The organism is Pleomorphomonas sp. NRK KF1 (assembly GCF_023721755.1).
In the GTDB taxonomy this organism is placed as follows: Bacteria; Pseudomonadota; Alphaproteobacteria; order Rhizobiales; family Pleomorphomonadaceae; genus Pleomorphomonas.
Genome location: NZ_JAMDLH010000005.1, coordinates 65735 through 80511 on the forward strand (window position 1 = coordinate 65735; position 14777 = coordinate 80511).

General features: G+C 63.2%; 11 protein-coding genes. 7 read left to right on the plus strand and 4 right to left on the minus strand.

Annotated elements, in window-relative coordinates; translation table 11 throughout:
* Positions 1–45: 45 nt before the first annotated feature.
* On the minus strand, positions 46–1572 hold the full coding sequence (locus tag M4J39_RS13695) for an amino acid permease (protein WP_251728802.1): 1527 nt from the start codon (positions 1570–1572) through the stop codon (positions 46–48).
* 220 nt (positions 1573–1792) lie between these two features.
* Here M4J39_RS13695 and cobU point away from each other — a divergent pair, with 220 nt between their 5' ends.
* Together cobU and M4J39_RS13705 are read left to right on the plus strand one after the other, a co-directional pair.
* Positions 1793–2305 (plus strand): bifunctional adenosylcobinamide kinase/adenosylcobinamide-phosphate guanylyltransferase, encoded by a 513-nt coding sequence (cobU, locus tag M4J39_RS13700; protein ID WP_251728804.1) that lies wholly within the window; start codon positions 1793–1795, stop codon positions 2303–2305.
* A gap of 392 nt (positions 2306–2697) precedes the next feature.
* Entirely contained in the window at positions 2698–3537 is an 840-nt protein-coding gene (locus M4J39_RS13705) for a sugar transferase (protein WP_251728806.1), read from the plus strand.
* Between the two features lie 85 nt (positions 3538–3622).
* Here M4J39_RS13705 and M4J39_RS13710 read toward each other — a convergent pair whose 3' ends face one another.
* Complete coding sequence (locus tag M4J39_RS13710; RefSeq protein ID WP_251728808.1) at positions 3623–4228, minus strand: transglutaminase-like cysteine peptidase; 606 nt, start codon at positions 4226–4228, stop codon at positions 3623–3625.
* A gap of 436 nt (positions 4229–4664) precedes the next feature.
* Between M4J39_RS13710 and M4J39_RS13715 the strand changes: the two genes are divergently transcribed.
* The 5 genes from M4J39_RS13715 (at position 4665) to M4J39_RS13735 (ending at position 12947) form a co-directional block, all read left to right on the plus strand.
* The gene (locus tag M4J39_RS13715; RefSeq protein ID WP_251728810.1) at positions 4665–5066 is read left to right on the plus strand and encodes a hypothetical protein; all 402 of its coding nucleotides are present in this window, start codon (positions 4665–4667) and stop codon (positions 5064–5066) included.
* 288 nt (positions 5067–5354) lie between these two features.
* Positions 5355–7511: a Wzz/FepE/Etk N-terminal domain-containing protein gene (locus M4J39_RS13720; RefSeq protein ID WP_251728812.1), complete on the plus strand. Its 2157-nt coding sequence runs from the start codon at positions 5355–5357 to the stop codon at positions 7509–7511.
* Positions 7512–7681: 170 nt separating this feature from the next.
* Positions 7682–8761 (plus strand): efflux RND transporter periplasmic adaptor subunit, encoded by a 1080-nt coding sequence (locus M4J39_RS13725; RefSeq protein WP_251728814.1) that lies wholly within the window; start codon positions 7682–7684, stop codon positions 8759–8761.
* Positions 8758–9873 (plus strand): efflux RND transporter periplasmic adaptor subunit, encoded by a 1116-nt coding sequence (locus tag M4J39_RS13730; RefSeq protein WP_251728816.1) that lies wholly within the window; start codon positions 8758–8760, stop codon positions 9871–9873. Before M4J39_RS13725 ends, M4J39_RS13730 begins: the two co-directional genes overlap by 4 nt.
* Positions 9870–12947, plus strand: a complete 3078-nt coding sequence (locus M4J39_RS13735; protein WP_371875450.1) for an efflux RND transporter permease subunit — start codon at positions 9870–9872, stop codon at positions 12945–12947. Before M4J39_RS13730 ends, M4J39_RS13735 begins: the two co-directional genes overlap by 4 nt.
* 49 nt (positions 12948–12996) lie before the next feature.
* On the opposite strand, the gene M4J39_RS13740 is transcribed toward M4J39_RS13735, so the two are convergent.
* Both M4J39_RS13740 and M4J39_RS13745 read right to left on the minus strand, forming a co-directional pair.
* Complete coding sequence (locus M4J39_RS13740; protein WP_251728818.1) at positions 12997–13695, minus strand: ribulose-phosphate 3-epimerase; 699 nt, start codon at positions 13693–13695, stop codon at positions 12997–12999.
* On the minus strand, positions 13692–14636 hold the full coding sequence (locus M4J39_RS13745; RefSeq protein WP_251728820.1) for a PfkB family carbohydrate kinase: 945 nt from the start codon (positions 14634–14636) through the stop codon (positions 13692–13694). The genes M4J39_RS13740 and M4J39_RS13745 overlap by 4 nt, the downstream gene beginning before the upstream one ends.
* Positions 14637–14777: the final 141 nt, after the last annotated feature.

Below are 14777 nucleotides of genomic sequence, written 5' to 3' on the forward strand. Positions count from 1 at the left end.
GGCGCCGAAGAGGGCGCCCCGCAGACATTGTCTTGCCCTGAAGGCTCACTCCGCCGGAGCCGGCTCCTCCGTGCCGGGCCCACCCCCGCCGTTGGCATGGGCGATGGCGAACTCCTCTTCCGGCGACAGGATCAGCTTGTGGCGGCCGATGATCGCGAAATAGGCGATGGCAACGGCAAACCACACCGCCACCCAGAGCACGCCCTTGGAGAAGTTGGGATCCTGCACCTGATAATAGAGGGTGACCACGGCGATGACGATCGTCAGCACGGCGCCGGGAATGCCAAGCGGGCTCTTGTAGGGGCGCTCGATGTCCGGTTGGTTGATCCTGAGCATGATGAAGGAAATGGCCTGCATGATGTAGGAGAACATGGCGCCGAACACCGCCATGTTGAGCAGCACCGAACCGATCGCCGCTCCGCCCTCGGCAGCACCGAGCGAAAACCAGATCACCATCATGACCAACAGGCCGGCGATGGAGCCTGTGACCATGGCGACGTGCGGCGTCTTGTACCTGGCGTGGGTGAACGACAGGGCAGTCGGGAAATAGCCGGCGCGCGACAGCGAATAGACCTGCCGACCCTGCGCATAGAGGATGGTGTGGAACGAGGCGATCAGGCCGGTCAGCGCCACGATGCCAAGCACGACCACGCCGCCATCGCCGTAGACGGCACGGAAGCCGTCGAGCAGCGGTTCGAGCGAGGAGCCGAGGTGGAACGAACCGACACCGGCGACCGCCGGGTTGAGCAGCACGATCATGAAGGCCGAGAGGATCAGCGTGGAAATGCCGAGGATGATGCCCTTGGGCATGTCGCGCTTGGGATCGACCGATTCCTCGGCGGCCAGCGGCAGCTGCTCGATGGCAAGGAACAGCCAGACGGCGAAGGGCAACGTGGCGAGAACGCCGGAGAAGCCGAACGGGAACCACTCGCCACCGCCTTCCGGCAGCGCGATGGCGGCGCCATCGGGACCGACGCCGATGTTGAGCGCCCAGCGCGAAAAATCCATGTTCGGGATGGCGCTCACCCAGAAGAACACCAGGACCGCCAGCGACAACACCGTCACCACCAGCGTCACCTTGAACGAGAGCTCAAGTCCGAACACGTTCAGCCCCAGGAAGATCGCATAGAAAACGATCCAGACGAGCGGCGAATAGGCAGCGTCGAGGCCGAGGATGGAGTTTACGTAGGCGGTGATGAAGGTGACGATCACCGCCGGCGTGATGACATACTCGACATTCTCGCAAAGGCCGGTGATGAAACCGCCCCACGGCCCCATGGCCGTGCGTGCGAAAGAATAGGCGGCGCCGGTGTGCGGCAGCGCCGGGCTCATCTCGGCGATCGAGAAGGTCAGACCGAGGTACATGACGGCGATGATGGCGCCGGCGGCCAGCATGCCACCCCAGCCGCCGGTGGCAAAACCGAAGTTCCAGCCCGAGAAATGGCCGGAAATCACGGCGCCGACGCCCAGCGCCCAGAGCGACCAGATGCCGGCATAGCGCGACAGGTGTCGCTGCTCGAAATAGCTCGCGTCAGCCTTCTTGTAGCTGACGCTTCCTTCAGACGTGGACATTGAGTTCCCCTTTTCTTTTTCAGTGGCCCCACGCGCGGCACAACCTCAAGGCCGGTGCCCGTTCCCCGCCGAAGCGGGTCCCTGCGAACGGCAAGCGCGGAAGCTGAGGTTCTCTTTGCAAGGATCATGCTACTTTTGGCCAATAGCCGGTCGGTCTCCGCTTGCGCAAGAGCCACCCTGCGGCTAGCCGATAGCTTTGAGGGAACCCAAGGAGCAGCCCATGGCACCTATCATCTTCGTCCTGGGCGGCGCCCGTTCCGGCAAGAGCCGCTTCGCCGAACAGCGGACACGCGCTTTTGCCGCGAGTGAGAACGTCTACATAGCCACCGCCGAGTGCCGCGATGAGGAAATGGAAAAGCGGATCGCCCTCCACCGAGAGCGGCGAGGCGCCGACTGGCGGACGATCGAGGCGCCGCACCTGCTAACCGAGACCCTGTCCGCGGAAGCGAGAAGTGACCGGGCGATCCTCGTCGACTGCCTGACGCTCTGGCTGACCAACCGTCTGCTTGCCGACGCCGACCTTCAAGCCGAGGGCGACGGCCTTGCGACCGTACTCGGCGCGATCTCGGGACCGGTCGTCCTGGTATCGAACGAAGTCGGGTTGTCCATCGTCCCGGAGAACGCGCTCGCCCGTCGCTTCCGAGACGAAGCCGGCCGACTCAATCAGGCAATCGCCGCCGTTGCCGATGAAGCCTGGTTCGTTGCCGCCGGTCTGCCGCTGAGGCTGAAGTGATCCGAACGGCTGAGCATCTGAAGACACAATGCATCAGACCAACGGGGCGATTTGCTCGCAGGCAAGTGTGATATAAGTTTAATCAAAATTAACTATGACGAGGATGCAAAGGCCTGGGGAGTCACGGCCATCATGCATGATTTTGGGACATCGATGACGATTTCCATATGGCATGCGGCTTGCAGCCGGGTTTTTCGTGGCCTGCGCTGACGCTGAGCTTTGCGCTGGTTGCATGGGCTTCCCGCTTTTCAGGCAGGCGACTCGGCTTGCAGGATTAGGGGAAATCCACTAGCTTGGTAAATGTTTTGTTATCTCGGAGTGATCGTTGCGGCGGTTTGAGCCGGACCTTTTCCGAAGTTTTTTGAAGTTCATTTTGCCTTTTGGGGGATGTAATGCGTCTAACGGACCTTACCCAGGATTTTTCCAAGGGCGGCGCCGAGAGTTCGTCGGGATTGCGCAAACTGACGCCGGCCGAAGGCGGATCTTCCGCCCGCTATATGGCTTCCGCCAGCAAGGTACGCGTCACCTCAACGTCGGCCTTTTCGGCCGGTCAGGCGATGGCGTTGGCGTCCTTCGGCGGAGCCACTCTTGATCACGAAGAAGTCGAGACCCAAGTCAACTGGCGGCCCGCGCATCTCGTCGCGAAGCGGCTGGTCGATGTCGTAGGGGCCGCTTTCGGCCTGCTCCTGCTGTCTCCGCTTCTGATCGCGGTCGCCGCGATCATCAAGCTCACCAGCGTGGGGCCGGTATTCTTCCGCCAGGAGAGAACGGGGCTCGGCAACAAGCCCTTCCAGATTCTCAAGTTCCGGTCGATGTACACCGATCGCTGCGATCTTTCGGGCGTCGCCCAGACTGTTGCCGACGATCCCCGCGTAACGCCGATCGGCCGCATCATTCGCAAGACCAACATCGACGAGCTGCCGCAGCTCATCAACGTCCTGCTGGGCGACATGTCCCTGGTCGGCCCTCGCCCGCACGTCCCGGGCATGCTGGCCGCCGGCGTCCGCTACGAGGAACTCGTGATCGGCTACGAGCGCCGGCACGCCATGCGTCCCGGCATCACCGGCCTCGCTCAGGCCAACGGCTTGCGCGGCCCGACCACCGAGGTGGAGCCGTCGGTTATGCGCGTGGTGCGCGACATCGAGTATATTCGCAACTTCTCGATCTGGCTGGACATCCGCATCCTCTTCCGCACCGTGATCAACGAGATCCTGCGCGGCAAGGGATTCTAGCCGCTTCGTCGGCTTGAACTACGCCCCGCCGGCTTTCGACAACGAGGCGTAGAAATCGGAACATGACGGCCGGGTCGGTGCGCTTTTACAGTCTCACCCACATACGCGGGTTGTCCGGCGACTGCATCGCGATGAACCGATAACCGGTAGCACTCCAGGGCTTGACCAGGGAGTTGAGGTTATCCAGCACGAAGTCGCCGCGGTCGGTGCGCACCATCAACACCGCGTGAGACTCACCCCGCCGGGTCACGACGCTCGTCATCAAGAGGGACGAACTCGGAAATCCCTTGCGCAGCAGCGCGGCCCGCTTTGTCAGTGCGTAATCCTCGCAATCGCCCGAAGACCCGCCGATTTTCCAAACGTCGACGCGACCGGACTCGGCCTTCGGCCGCATCGCACCGTTGACTTGGCGATTGACGCGGTCAATCAAGGCGAGCGTCTCAATGGTCATCCGCACGTTGCCGGACGACACCCCCACATTACGCGCCCGCTGAACCTTGCAGGCGGACGGAATGGTTGCGCACATCACATAGAAGCCGGATGGACCAAGCGTGGCCCCCTTGGCATTGACCTTTCCGGCAACAGGCAAATCCAGGCTCTGCTTAGGAACATTCAGGAAGCCGGCCGAGGCCACCTGAGGAAAGAGCCCCACGACAGCGGAAACAACCAGCGTCCGGATCAACTTGTTCATGTCAACAAACTCCGCCAAGTCTTAAGTGGGGCCAGTTGACCATATTTCTTTTGAGATTCTGTTAGTCAGCGTGGACAACGAATTCGCATGACCAAGCAGAGAACTCGAAACAAATACAATTCAAATTTTAAGTAAATCCTCGGCTCAGACGTTAACCACATCCTGAAGTCGGAGCGGGCCGGCGAGGGTCGACAAAGGGAGGCAATCGAGGAACCAAGCACCGAGCTGACCGGAGAAAATTCCCGGATTTCTCTGCATTCCCAAGGCGCAGCGTCATTCGGCAGCGCACCCGGATACCAAATCAGGAAAAACACGCAGGAGACAGAAAACTCCCCTTGCACGCGCTCAACTACTTAATGTAAACTATCTGAAAATGTGGCGGCAGGTGGGAGCATCGACGCTCCAATTTGATGCAACTTTATAGGAGACAATCGATATGACCAGACTTTTCCTTTCCGCCTCGCTTGGCGCCGCGATGGCTTTGTCGTCAGTTGCGAACGGCTTTGCCGCCACCACGGCGACTGGCCTGATCAGCGAACTCCAGGGCACCGGTGTCGACACCGCTTACGTGACGGCCGCGCAGGGCGCCTGTTCGTCCGGCAGCGCCTCCCAGTGCATTCTGGCCCTTCAGGCGCTGTTGAATGCTCTGCCGGCCAATGTGCCCGCCAGCGTGGTGGCCGAGGTAACTGAGTACGTGACGACGACCGCCGGTAGCCGCGCGGATGTCGTGGCGAGCCCCCAGTTGGTCAGCCTCAACAATTCGCTCAGCGAACTTGGCGCATCTCAGGTCACCGGCTCCGTGACTCCCGATGATGGCGCGGCCAGCCCCGGCGCCTGATTGAGTTTGCCGCTGCGAGAACAGGGGCACACATGCCATCTCGAAAACCGTGGCTCTCGAAACACAGGGCCACGGTTTTTTTGTATCGACCCGTTGGTTGTGGGTTGGTGCTGAGTTTGTCATGGGCGAAGGTACTCTTCATTCAGGGGGGGAACCTTGCCCATACGGGACTAAATTTCGCGTACTTCTCGCACGACAGCGCCGCATTTCGCTCGGTATAGCTTGGTCGGCGGCGTGATTTCGGTCATAGTGATCGCGCGTGAGTAGATTCAAGGAAGTTTTCTCCAAATGGATTCATCCGAGTTCGATGTTCGCAACGCAATTGGTCTCGTCCGTCGCCAGATTTGGCTAATTCTTTCAACTGTTCTGATTATCGTCGGTTTGGCAGCCGTCTATGTTTTCCTGCAGACACCGACTTACACCGCGTCGACGCTGATCCTGGTCGACCCTCGCCAGAAGAACGCCCTCGACCCGGAAAGCCAGATGTCGCTTCTGCCCACCGACAACGCGCGGGTTGAAAGCGAAGTCGAGATTTTGAAGTCGCCGTCGACCCAGATCGAGGCGATCTCCCGTCTGGGCCTCGTCAAGGATCCCGAGTTCGGCGTCAGGCTCAGCACCGTCGACCGCTTGATGGTCTTCTTCAAGATCAAGACGATGGAAAACCTGCTGGCCGACACCGATGCCCAGTTGCGCTCTGTGCTGACCCGCTTTTCCGACAACATCACCATCGCCCGTCGCGGTCTGACCTACGTCATCAGCGTGTCCGCCACCTCGGCCGACCCCGCCAAGGCGGCGCTGATTGCCAATACCCTGTCGTCGACCTACATCGACGCCCAGGTTGACGCCAAGATTTCCAACGCCCTCAGCGTGCGCGACGCACTCAACCGGCGCCTCGTTCAGGCATCGACGACCATCAACGAGAACGAGAACCGCATCGACGCCTTCGTCAACGAGAACATCGAAAAGGTCTCGAACGAGAGCACTCGCGCCGACATCTCCGCCATGCGCGCCAGCCTGGAGGCTCTCAAGGCCGAGAGCGTGTCGGCACAGTCGTTGCAGGCGAGCGTTGCCACCCTCGCCGCCAACAAGGACTGGGACGGTATCGCCGCTCAATTGCGATCGGATACGGTCAGCCAGATCAAGGCCGAACGCGACAAGGTTCTGGCCGACATTGGCAATGTAGCCGCCGGCTCCAATCGGGAAAACAACCTGCGCGCCAGCCTCGCCGAACTCGACAAGCGCTTGGCCGATCAGGTGAATGTAGAACTCAGTACACTGTCCGATCGCGTCAAGACGGCCCAGCAGGAACAGGACCGGCTTCGCACCTCCATCCGCGACACCGTCCTATCCAGCAACCTTTCCAACGACGTCATGGTCAAGATCTACGAACTCCAGCAGGAGTCGTCGGTCGCCAAGACGCTTTACCAGGACCTGTTGCAACGCCTGCGCGGCGTGGAAACGCAGGCCGACCTGCAGCTCGCCGACAGCCGCATCGTGTCCTCGGCGCTCCCCCCCGACCAGCCGAGCGCGCCGAAGACCAAGCTGATCCTAACCCTGGCGCTCGTCGCAGGCCTGGGCCTGGGCTTGGGGTTGGCCTTCCTCAACGAGAACTTCATCGGCGGCTTCACCTCCGACCAGCAGTTCGAGGCGGTGCTCGGCGTGCCGGTCATCTCCTCCATTCCGCTGCTGTCGCGCGCCGGGCGCTCGATCACCGAGAGATCGCAGGTGGCTAGCGAGCTTCTCGACCATCCACTGACCGCCTACAGCGAGTCGATCCGGCGAATTCGGCTCGGCCTTGAGAACATGCTGAGGCGCAAGTTGCAGGATAAGGCCCGCGAGGGCGGGTTGATCGTCATGGTTGGCTCGGCCATCCCCGGCGAGGGCAAGACCACCACGGCCATCGCCATCGCCCGCGCCTTCGCGATGTCCGGCAAGCGCGTCCTCCTCGTCGACTGCGACCTCCGGCGTCCGTCCGTTGCCCCTTCCCTGGAGCTGACGCCGGAGAACGGTCTGGCCGACTACCTGACGCTGTCACTCGACTCCCAGTCCATCCGCCAGTTCGTCACCAAGGACAAGGTCCCGGGCCTCGACATGATTGTCGGCAAGAACACCCACCGAACCTCCACCGACAGTCTGATCGAAACGGCTCAGTTCAACCTTCTGATGGAGCTTGCCAAGGAGCGCTTCGAGATCATCGTGCTCGACACGCCGCCGATCCTGCCGGTCGTCGACGCCCAGTACCTTGCGACCCGCGCCGACATCGTCGCGCTGGTCGTTCACTGGGCTTCGACCTCCCAGCGCGACGTCCGCTCGGCCATCAACGACCTCAGGACCACCGCCGGCGATGACCTGCCGATCGCCGCCGTGCTATCCAAGGCCGAACTCGGCGTCGGATCCTATCGTAACAAGTACAATAGCTACTACTATTACGCGCCGGAAAGCTGATTGCGGCCAACCACCGGATTCTGTGTCCAAGAAGTGGGATAGCGGCGCCTCGGGCGTTCGCTGCCCATGTTTGCCGAGAAGCATTTCCGCCGCAGCGATCTCTATCCTGCGTTGACCTCCGGAGCCACCAAGACTAGAGCTTGCCATCCCCACGCTTGACGGAGCCGCCCGTGAAGCTCTTGCTGACACTGATCGTCGCTTGCTCCATCGTCTCGTCGCCCACACTCGCCGACGACTCGTCGAGCGCCGGAAGCCGCGCAGTCGCCGTCCGTGTAACCACCGCCAAGCTGGAACCGTACGCCGAAACGCTGATTCTGACCGGCGAGATCCGGGCACGCACGTCCTCCCAACTCTCGTTCCGTGTCTCCGGGCGGATCGCAGAACGATTTGTCGGGGTTGGCGATCACGTCAATGCTGGCGATCTCCTCGCCCGCCTCGATCCCAGCCAGCAGCAGGCTGACGTCGCCAACGCGGAGGCGGCGCTCGCTGCCGCACAAGCCGGCGCCCGTCAGGCCGTGTCGGCCTTCGATCGCCAAAAATCACTGCTCGACAAGGGCTTTACCACACAATCGGCATTCGATGCCGCCATGAAGGCGGTGCGGACGACCGCCGGTACGGTCGAATCCGCGCAGGCGGCTCTCGATATTGCCCGCGCCAATCTCGCCTACACCGAGCTTCGTGCCGACACCGACGGCGCCGTCACCACCCGAACGGCCGATGCAGGCGAGATTGCCGCCGCCGCTCGACCGATTTTCGTTATCGCCGACGATGGCCCGCGCGATGCTGTCTTCGACGTTTACGAGCAGCTGTTCCTGTCGATCAGCGAGTTGCCGGAGGTCACCGTCGGTCTCGTCAAGGATCCATCCCTCACGGTGTCGGGCAAGGTAAGGGAGATTTCCCCGACCGTCGAGACACGGACAGGCACCGTGCGCGTGAAGGTCGATGTCGGCACGCCGCCGGCGGCCATGAGTCTCGGCGCCCCGGTCACCGGCCGCATCGAAGGACGCAAGACGTCGGCCGTGTTACTGCCGGCCAGCGCGTTGGCCGAGAAAGACGGTGCCGCCGCGGTCTGGGTGGTGGCTCCCGACGGCAAGACTGCCGAGCGTCGTCCTGTCGGCATCCTCGCCTATACGACCAAGGACATTGTGGTCGAAACGGGGGTTGCCGAAGGCGATCGCGTCGTCACCGATGGCGTCAAGCTGCTCCGCCCCGGAGCGACCGTGGAGATCGTCGGGGAGGAGGCGCCATGACCCGCAGCTTGCTCCTCGCATTTCTGGCCGGCCTTGTGCTGGCCGCCTGTCAGGAAGAGACGGCGCCCCCACCGCCGGTGCGCCCCATCCTGTCGTCCCGGGTGGCGATCGATGCGGCCGACCAGCAGTCCTTCGTCGGAACGGTCGAAGCGCGCGACAAGGTCGATCTGGGATTTCAGGTCCTCGGCCGGCTGCTGACGAGAACCGTCGACGTCGGCGACACGGTTCGTTCCGGCGAGGTCATCGCCACCATTGATGCCACCACGCTCGATCTCGCCGTCCGGTCGGCCGAGGCCGCGCTCGGCAACCGGCGGGCCGAACGCGAGAACGCAGCAGCGACCGTCACCCGCGTCGAGGCATTGCGCGCCAGCGGAACCGCGGCGGAAGCCAGCCTGGAAGACGCTCGCACCGCCTATGACGCAGCGGACGCCGCCGTTCGCCAAGCGGAAGCCGATCTTGCCAAGGCGCGTGACGCGCTGGGATATGCGGAACTCAGGGCCGGCTTCGACGGCATCGTCACCGCAACCGGTGCCGAACCCGGCCAGACGGTGGCGGCCGGCGAAAGCATCGTCACCATCGCCAAACCCGATCCCCGCGACGCCGTCATCGACGTGCCCGACTGGCTGGTGAGCACGCTGCCCCCGGCCGCACCTTTCGTCGTCGCTCCCCAGATCGCCCCCGACCAGCCGATCCTGGGCCGGCTCAGGGAAATCGCACCCGACGCCGACCCCCTGACGCGCACCCGCCGCCTCAAGATCGCGTTGTCTGAGCCACCCAGCCTGTTCCGCCTCGGGACCACCGTCGAGGTGCGGGCCGACCGGCAGGCAAGCCCGAACATCACCCTGCCCGAAACGGCCATACTCACGCGAGACGGTGAGGCCTTCGTCTGGGTCGTCTCCGTCGACGAGACAAGCACCGCCCCTCGGCGCGAGGGCACCGTCGCCTTGAGGAAAGTGGCCACTGCGCCGGCTGATCAAGGGCGTCTCCGCATCGTCTCCGGGCTTTCCGCTGGTGAACGGGTTGCGATCGCGGGTGTTCACAGCCTTCAGGACGGCCAGCAGGTCATCGTGCCGGCGGACGGCCCGGGGGGCACCGAGGGAGACGCGCTGTGAAGAGGTTCAATCTCTCGGACTGGTCGCTCGATCACAAGTCCCTCGTCTGGTACTTCATGATCGTCTTCACGCTGTTCGGCGTGTTCTCCTACATCAATCTCGGCCGGGAGGAGGATCCCTCCTTCACCATCAAGACCATGGTGGTCCAGGCCTATTGGCCCGGCGCATCGGTCACCGAGATGACCCGACAGGTCACCGATCGCATCGAGAAGAAACTCCAGGAGCTGCCGAACCTCGATTTCACGCGCAACTTGACGCGCCCCGGCGTCACCACGGTCTTCGTCAACCTGCGCAACGACACCAAGGCGGCCGACGTCGACGGCACCTGGGTCAGGGTGCGCAATCTCGTCTCCGACATTCGCGCCGAACTGCCGGACGGCGTGGTCGGCCCGTTTTTCAACGACGACTTCGGCGACGTCTACGGCAATATCTACGCGCTGACCGCCGATGGCTTCACGCCGCGCCAGCTCCGCGACTATGCCGAGGATATTCGCACCCGCATCCTTTCGGTCGAGAACGTCGGCAAGGTCGACATCGTCGGCGCCGAGGACGAGGTCATCTACCTCGAGTTCTCGCCGCGTCAGCTCGCCGCCTACGGCGTCGACGAGAAGGCGGTGCTGACAACCCTTGCCGAACAGAACGCCGTCAATCCCTCGGGGACCATCGAGACCGGTTCCGAACGCGTGTCGGTCAGGGTGTCGGGCGAGTTCCGCTCGGAGAAAAGCATCGAGGCGGTCAATCTCCGCGTCAACGGGCGCTTCTTCCGCCTGTCCGACGTGGCGAAGATCACCCGTGGCTACGCCGATCCGCCAACCGAGCTGTTTCGCTACAACGGCGAACCGGCCATCGGCATCGCCATCGGCATGCGCGCTGGCGCCAACCTCCTGAAATTCGGTGACGCGCTTCGGACCGAGATGGCAAAGATCGAGGCCGAGCTGCCGATCGGCATCACCGTGCACCAGGTCGCCGATCAGCCGAAACTGGTGGAGAAGGCGGTGTCCGGCTTCACCCAGGCGCTGTTCGAGGCGGTCGCCATCGTTCTTCTGGTCAGCTTCGTCAGCCTCGGCCTCCGCGCCGGCGTTGTGGTGGCCTTGTCCATTCCGCTGGTGCTCGCCATCACCTTCATGGTGATGGAAGCGTCGGCCATCTCGCTGCAACGCGTGTCGCTCGGCGCGCTGATCATCGCGCTCGGCCTTCTGGTCGACGACGCCATGATCGCCGTCGAGATGATGGTCGCGCGCCTCGAGAAGGGCGACAGTCTCAGGAAGGCGGCCACCGCCGTCTACACCTCCACCGCCTTTCCGATGCTGACCGGCACGCTGGTGACGGTGGCCGGCTTCATTCCCGTCGGCCTCAACTCGTCGATGGCCGGCGAGTTCACTTTCACCATGTTCGTCGTCATCGCCGTATCGCTGCTGGTGTCCTGGATCGTTGCGGTCGTGTTCACGCCGCTCATCGGCGTAACCGTGCTCCCGGCGAAACTCAAGCACCAGAAGTCCGAGAAAACCGGCTTTACCAAGGGCTTCGAGCGTCTGCTCATCCTGGGGCTCCGCAATCGCATCATCGTCATCGGCCTGACACTCCTGGCCTTCGGTGCTTCGCTCTACGGTCTCACCCATGTCCAGCAGCAGTTCTTCCCCGACAGCGATCGCTCCGAGCTGATCGTCGATTTCACGCTGCCGCAGAACGCCGCCATCGAGGAAACGGCCCGCATCGTCTCCCGCTTCGAAACGGACATGCTGGCCGGCAAGGACGGCGTCGATCACTGGTCGTCCTATATCGGGCGCGGCGCGGTGCGCTTCCTGCTCACCTTCGACCAGGAACCGGCCGCCCCCTATTTCGGCCAGATCGTCGTCGTCACCCGGGACGAGGAAACGCGTGATCGCCTCAAGGCGGCGTTCTCCGACTATCTTCACCGTGCCTTCCCCGGCGTCGACAGCTTCGTCCGCCTCCTGGAAATCGGCCCGCCAGTCGGCCGGCCCGTCGCCTACCGTCTTTCGGGGCCGGATATCGAAAGCGTGCGGGAGGCTTCCGGCCGTCTCGCCGCCATCATCGCGACCAACCCTCACGTCGACAATGTCGCGGCCGACTGGGGCGAGCCCGGCCGCGTCGTCAAGGTCGACGTCATGCAAGACAAGGCGCGGCTGCTCGGCGTCTCCTCGCAGGACATCTCCAACGCGCTCTACAGCATCATCGGCGGCGCCACGGTCACCAAGATCCGCGACGACATCTACCAGATCGACGTCATCGGCCGGGCCGTGCCCGAAGAACGCAACTCCATCGAGACCCTGAAGAACCTCCAGCTCGCCACGCAGACCGGATCGAGCGTGCCGCTCGCCGCCGTCGCCAACCTGCATTATGAGCTTGAGCAGCCGGTGGTTTGGAGTCGCAACCGCCTGCCGACCGTCACCGTCAAGGCGGCGCGAGCCGACGCAACCCAGGCAGACACCATCGTCGATCAGCTACAGCCTGATATCGAGGCCTTCACCGCCACCCTGCCGGCAGGTTACAAGGTGGAAACGGCCGGTTCGGCCGAAGAGTCGCAGAAGGCGATGGCGCCGATCGTCGACGTCGTACCCTTGATGGCCTTCATCATGCTCACGGTGCTGATGATCCAGCTCCAGAGCTTCAGTCGCCTGGTGCTGGTGGTTGCGGTTGCGCCGCTGGCGTTGATCGGCGTGGTGGCAGCCCTTCTCCCGACGGGCGCACCGCTCGGCTTCGTCGCCATTCTCGGTGTGCTGGCGCTGATCGGCATCCTCATCCGAAACTCGGTGATCCTGGTCGACCAGATCGAGCGGTTGCGGGCCGAAGGCATGCCGGCATGGAATGCCGTGATCGAGGCGACCGGCCACCGCTTCCGGCCCATCGTGCTGACGGCATTGGCGGCCAGCCTCGGCCTCATTCCGATCGCCAACGAGGTGTTCTGGCAACCGATGGCCTTCGCCATGATGGGCGGCATCATCGTCGGCACGGCCCTGACGCTGATCTTCCTGCCGGCTCTCTACGTCACCTGGTTCCGCATCCGCGAGGAAAGGACCGAGGATCCGGCACCGGCCGCCCCTCTCGAAACCTAGCCACCGAAAGGGGCCGCGTTCTCCCGAGCGGCCCCGGCTCATAAGCCCGTCAGGCGGCGGACAGCGTTTTGCGCAGATCGTTGAGCTTGCCGACGCTGCCGGCGATGTCGTCGCGCGAGATGCAGGTCGTGCCGCCGACGAAGATGTCGACAAGACCGCTGCCATAGTCGCGGATATTCTGCGTGGACACCCGGCCATCGATGCTGATCGCCGTGTCGCAGCCGCGAGCGTCGATCAGCCCGCGCAACTCGCGGATCTTGCGGTCCGCGAAGGTGGCCTGCTTCTCGCCCTTGTTCCAGGCGTAACCGGGATTGATCAGCATCAGCAGAACGGCGTCGCACTTCTCGATGACGCAGTCGAGCATGCTCACCGGGGTCGCGGGCTTGAGCGCCACGCCGGCCCTGACGCCCTTGGCGCGGATTCGGTTGAGCTGGTTGTCGACATGCCGCTCCGATTCCTGGTGGAAGATCAGTTGCTCGACGCCGATGTCCATCAGCTCGTCGACAAAATAGTCGTTGTCGGTCGCCATCAGATGCACATCGAACTTCAGCTTGGTGAGTTGACGCAGACGACGAACGGTCTCGAGACCGAGCGGCAGACTGGGGCTGAAGTGACCATCGATGATGTCGACGTGCAGAACCTCGATGCCAGCCGCCTCGCAGGCTCTCACCTGGGCTTCCAGATTGCAGAGGTCGAGGCAGATCAGAGAGGGCGCCACGAGGCAGGAATTACGCCAGGAAAAGGTCATCGGACACCTTCCATTTTGATGAGAGACAGGATTTCGTCGCGCGTTGGCAAAGCGGTGATCGCTCCCTTGCGGCGCACGCAGAGCGAACCGGCCGCCGCCCCATAAGCGGCAGCGTCACGCAGCAAGTTGAGAGAAAGGTCGCCGACACACGACACCCCGCGATTGACGAGATGCGACAGGAAGGCGCCCCAGAAGGCATCGCCGGCACCGGTTGCGTCGACCGCCACGGCCGGCACCGGCGGCACGTCGATGGTCTCACCGGCGAAATGACAGCGCGCGCCACGCGCACCCAGCGTTTCAACGGCAACGGCGATGCCATGCGTTTTCAGACAACCGGCGAGTCCTGCCGCCCCACCGACCAGATGAACCTCTTCCTCGGACACCTTGAGGAGATCCACGAAGGGCAGCGCCTCGCCGATCCTGGCAATGGCATCGCGTTCATAGAACCAAAGCGGTGCCCGATAGTTGACGTCGAAGGATACAAGTTTGCTGCGCTCGCGGGCGAGGCGCAGTGCCTCGAGCGTCGCCTCGACGGATGGCGATCGAGACAGCGAGCACGAGCCGATGTGAACGATTGTCGCTGCGTCGACCACCTCGGGACGGATGTCTGCAGGGGTCAGCAGCATGTCGGCGCCCGGCTTACGAACGAATGTGAAGCTGCGCTCCCCATCCTTGCCGAGCGTGACGAAGGTCATTGTCGTCACCGCGTCGTCGGTCAGTCTTTTCAGCGCCACTTCGACGCCGTTCTCTTCGAGCGTTGCGACAAGAAAGCGGCCGAAGTCGTCATTGCCCATCATGCCAAGAAAGGCAGCCGATGCCCCGTTTCGCTTCGCGGCTATGGCGACATTGGCAGGCGCGCCGCCGGCATTGCGCAGATAGCTGCCCGGCTCCGAGCCGGGAAGAAAATCGATGACCATTTCGCCGATGCAAAGGAGATCCACAAGCCACACTCCTCTGGCCTTCTCGCCAGACTCTTGAACAAGCCCCACCGCCCGGGATCGGACGGAACCGGACTCGTCCGAGGATGCCGGACTTACGGCCATACCGATCCTCTGGCCGGTTCCTTACGGAGCCGGCCAAGG

Coding starts and splice junctions, on each gene's coding strand:
- M4J39_RS13720 (WP_251728812.1), top strand. CDS start 5,355: ATGGATTCATCCGAGTTCGATGTTCGCAACGCAATTGGTCTCGTCCGT.
- M4J39_RS13695 (WP_251728802.1), bottom strand. CDS start 1,572: ATGTCCACGTCTGAAGGAAGCGTCAGCTACAAGAAGGCTGACGCGAGC.
- M4J39_RS13730 (WP_251728816.1), top strand. CDS start 8,758: ATGACCCGCAGCTTGCTCCTCGCATTTCTGGCCGGCCTTGTGCTGGCC.
- M4J39_RS13715 (WP_251728810.1), top strand. CDS start 4,665: ATGACCAGACTTTTCCTTTCCGCCTCGCTTGGCGCCGCGATGGCTTTG.
- M4J39_RS13710 (WP_251728808.1), bottom strand. CDS start 4,228: ATGAACAAGTTGATCCGGACGCTGGTTGTTTCCGCTGTCGTGGGGCTC.
- cobU (WP_251728804.1), top strand. CDS start 1,793: ATGGCACCTATCATCTTCGTCCTGGGCGGCGCCCGTTCCGGCAAGAGC.
- M4J39_RS13705 (WP_251728806.1), top strand. CDS start 2,698: ATGCGTCTAACGGACCTTACCCAGGATTTTTCCAAGGGCGGCGCCGAG.
- M4J39_RS13740 (WP_251728818.1), bottom strand. CDS start 13,695: ATGACCTTTTCCTGGCGTAATTCCTGCCTCGTGGCGCCCTCTCTGATC.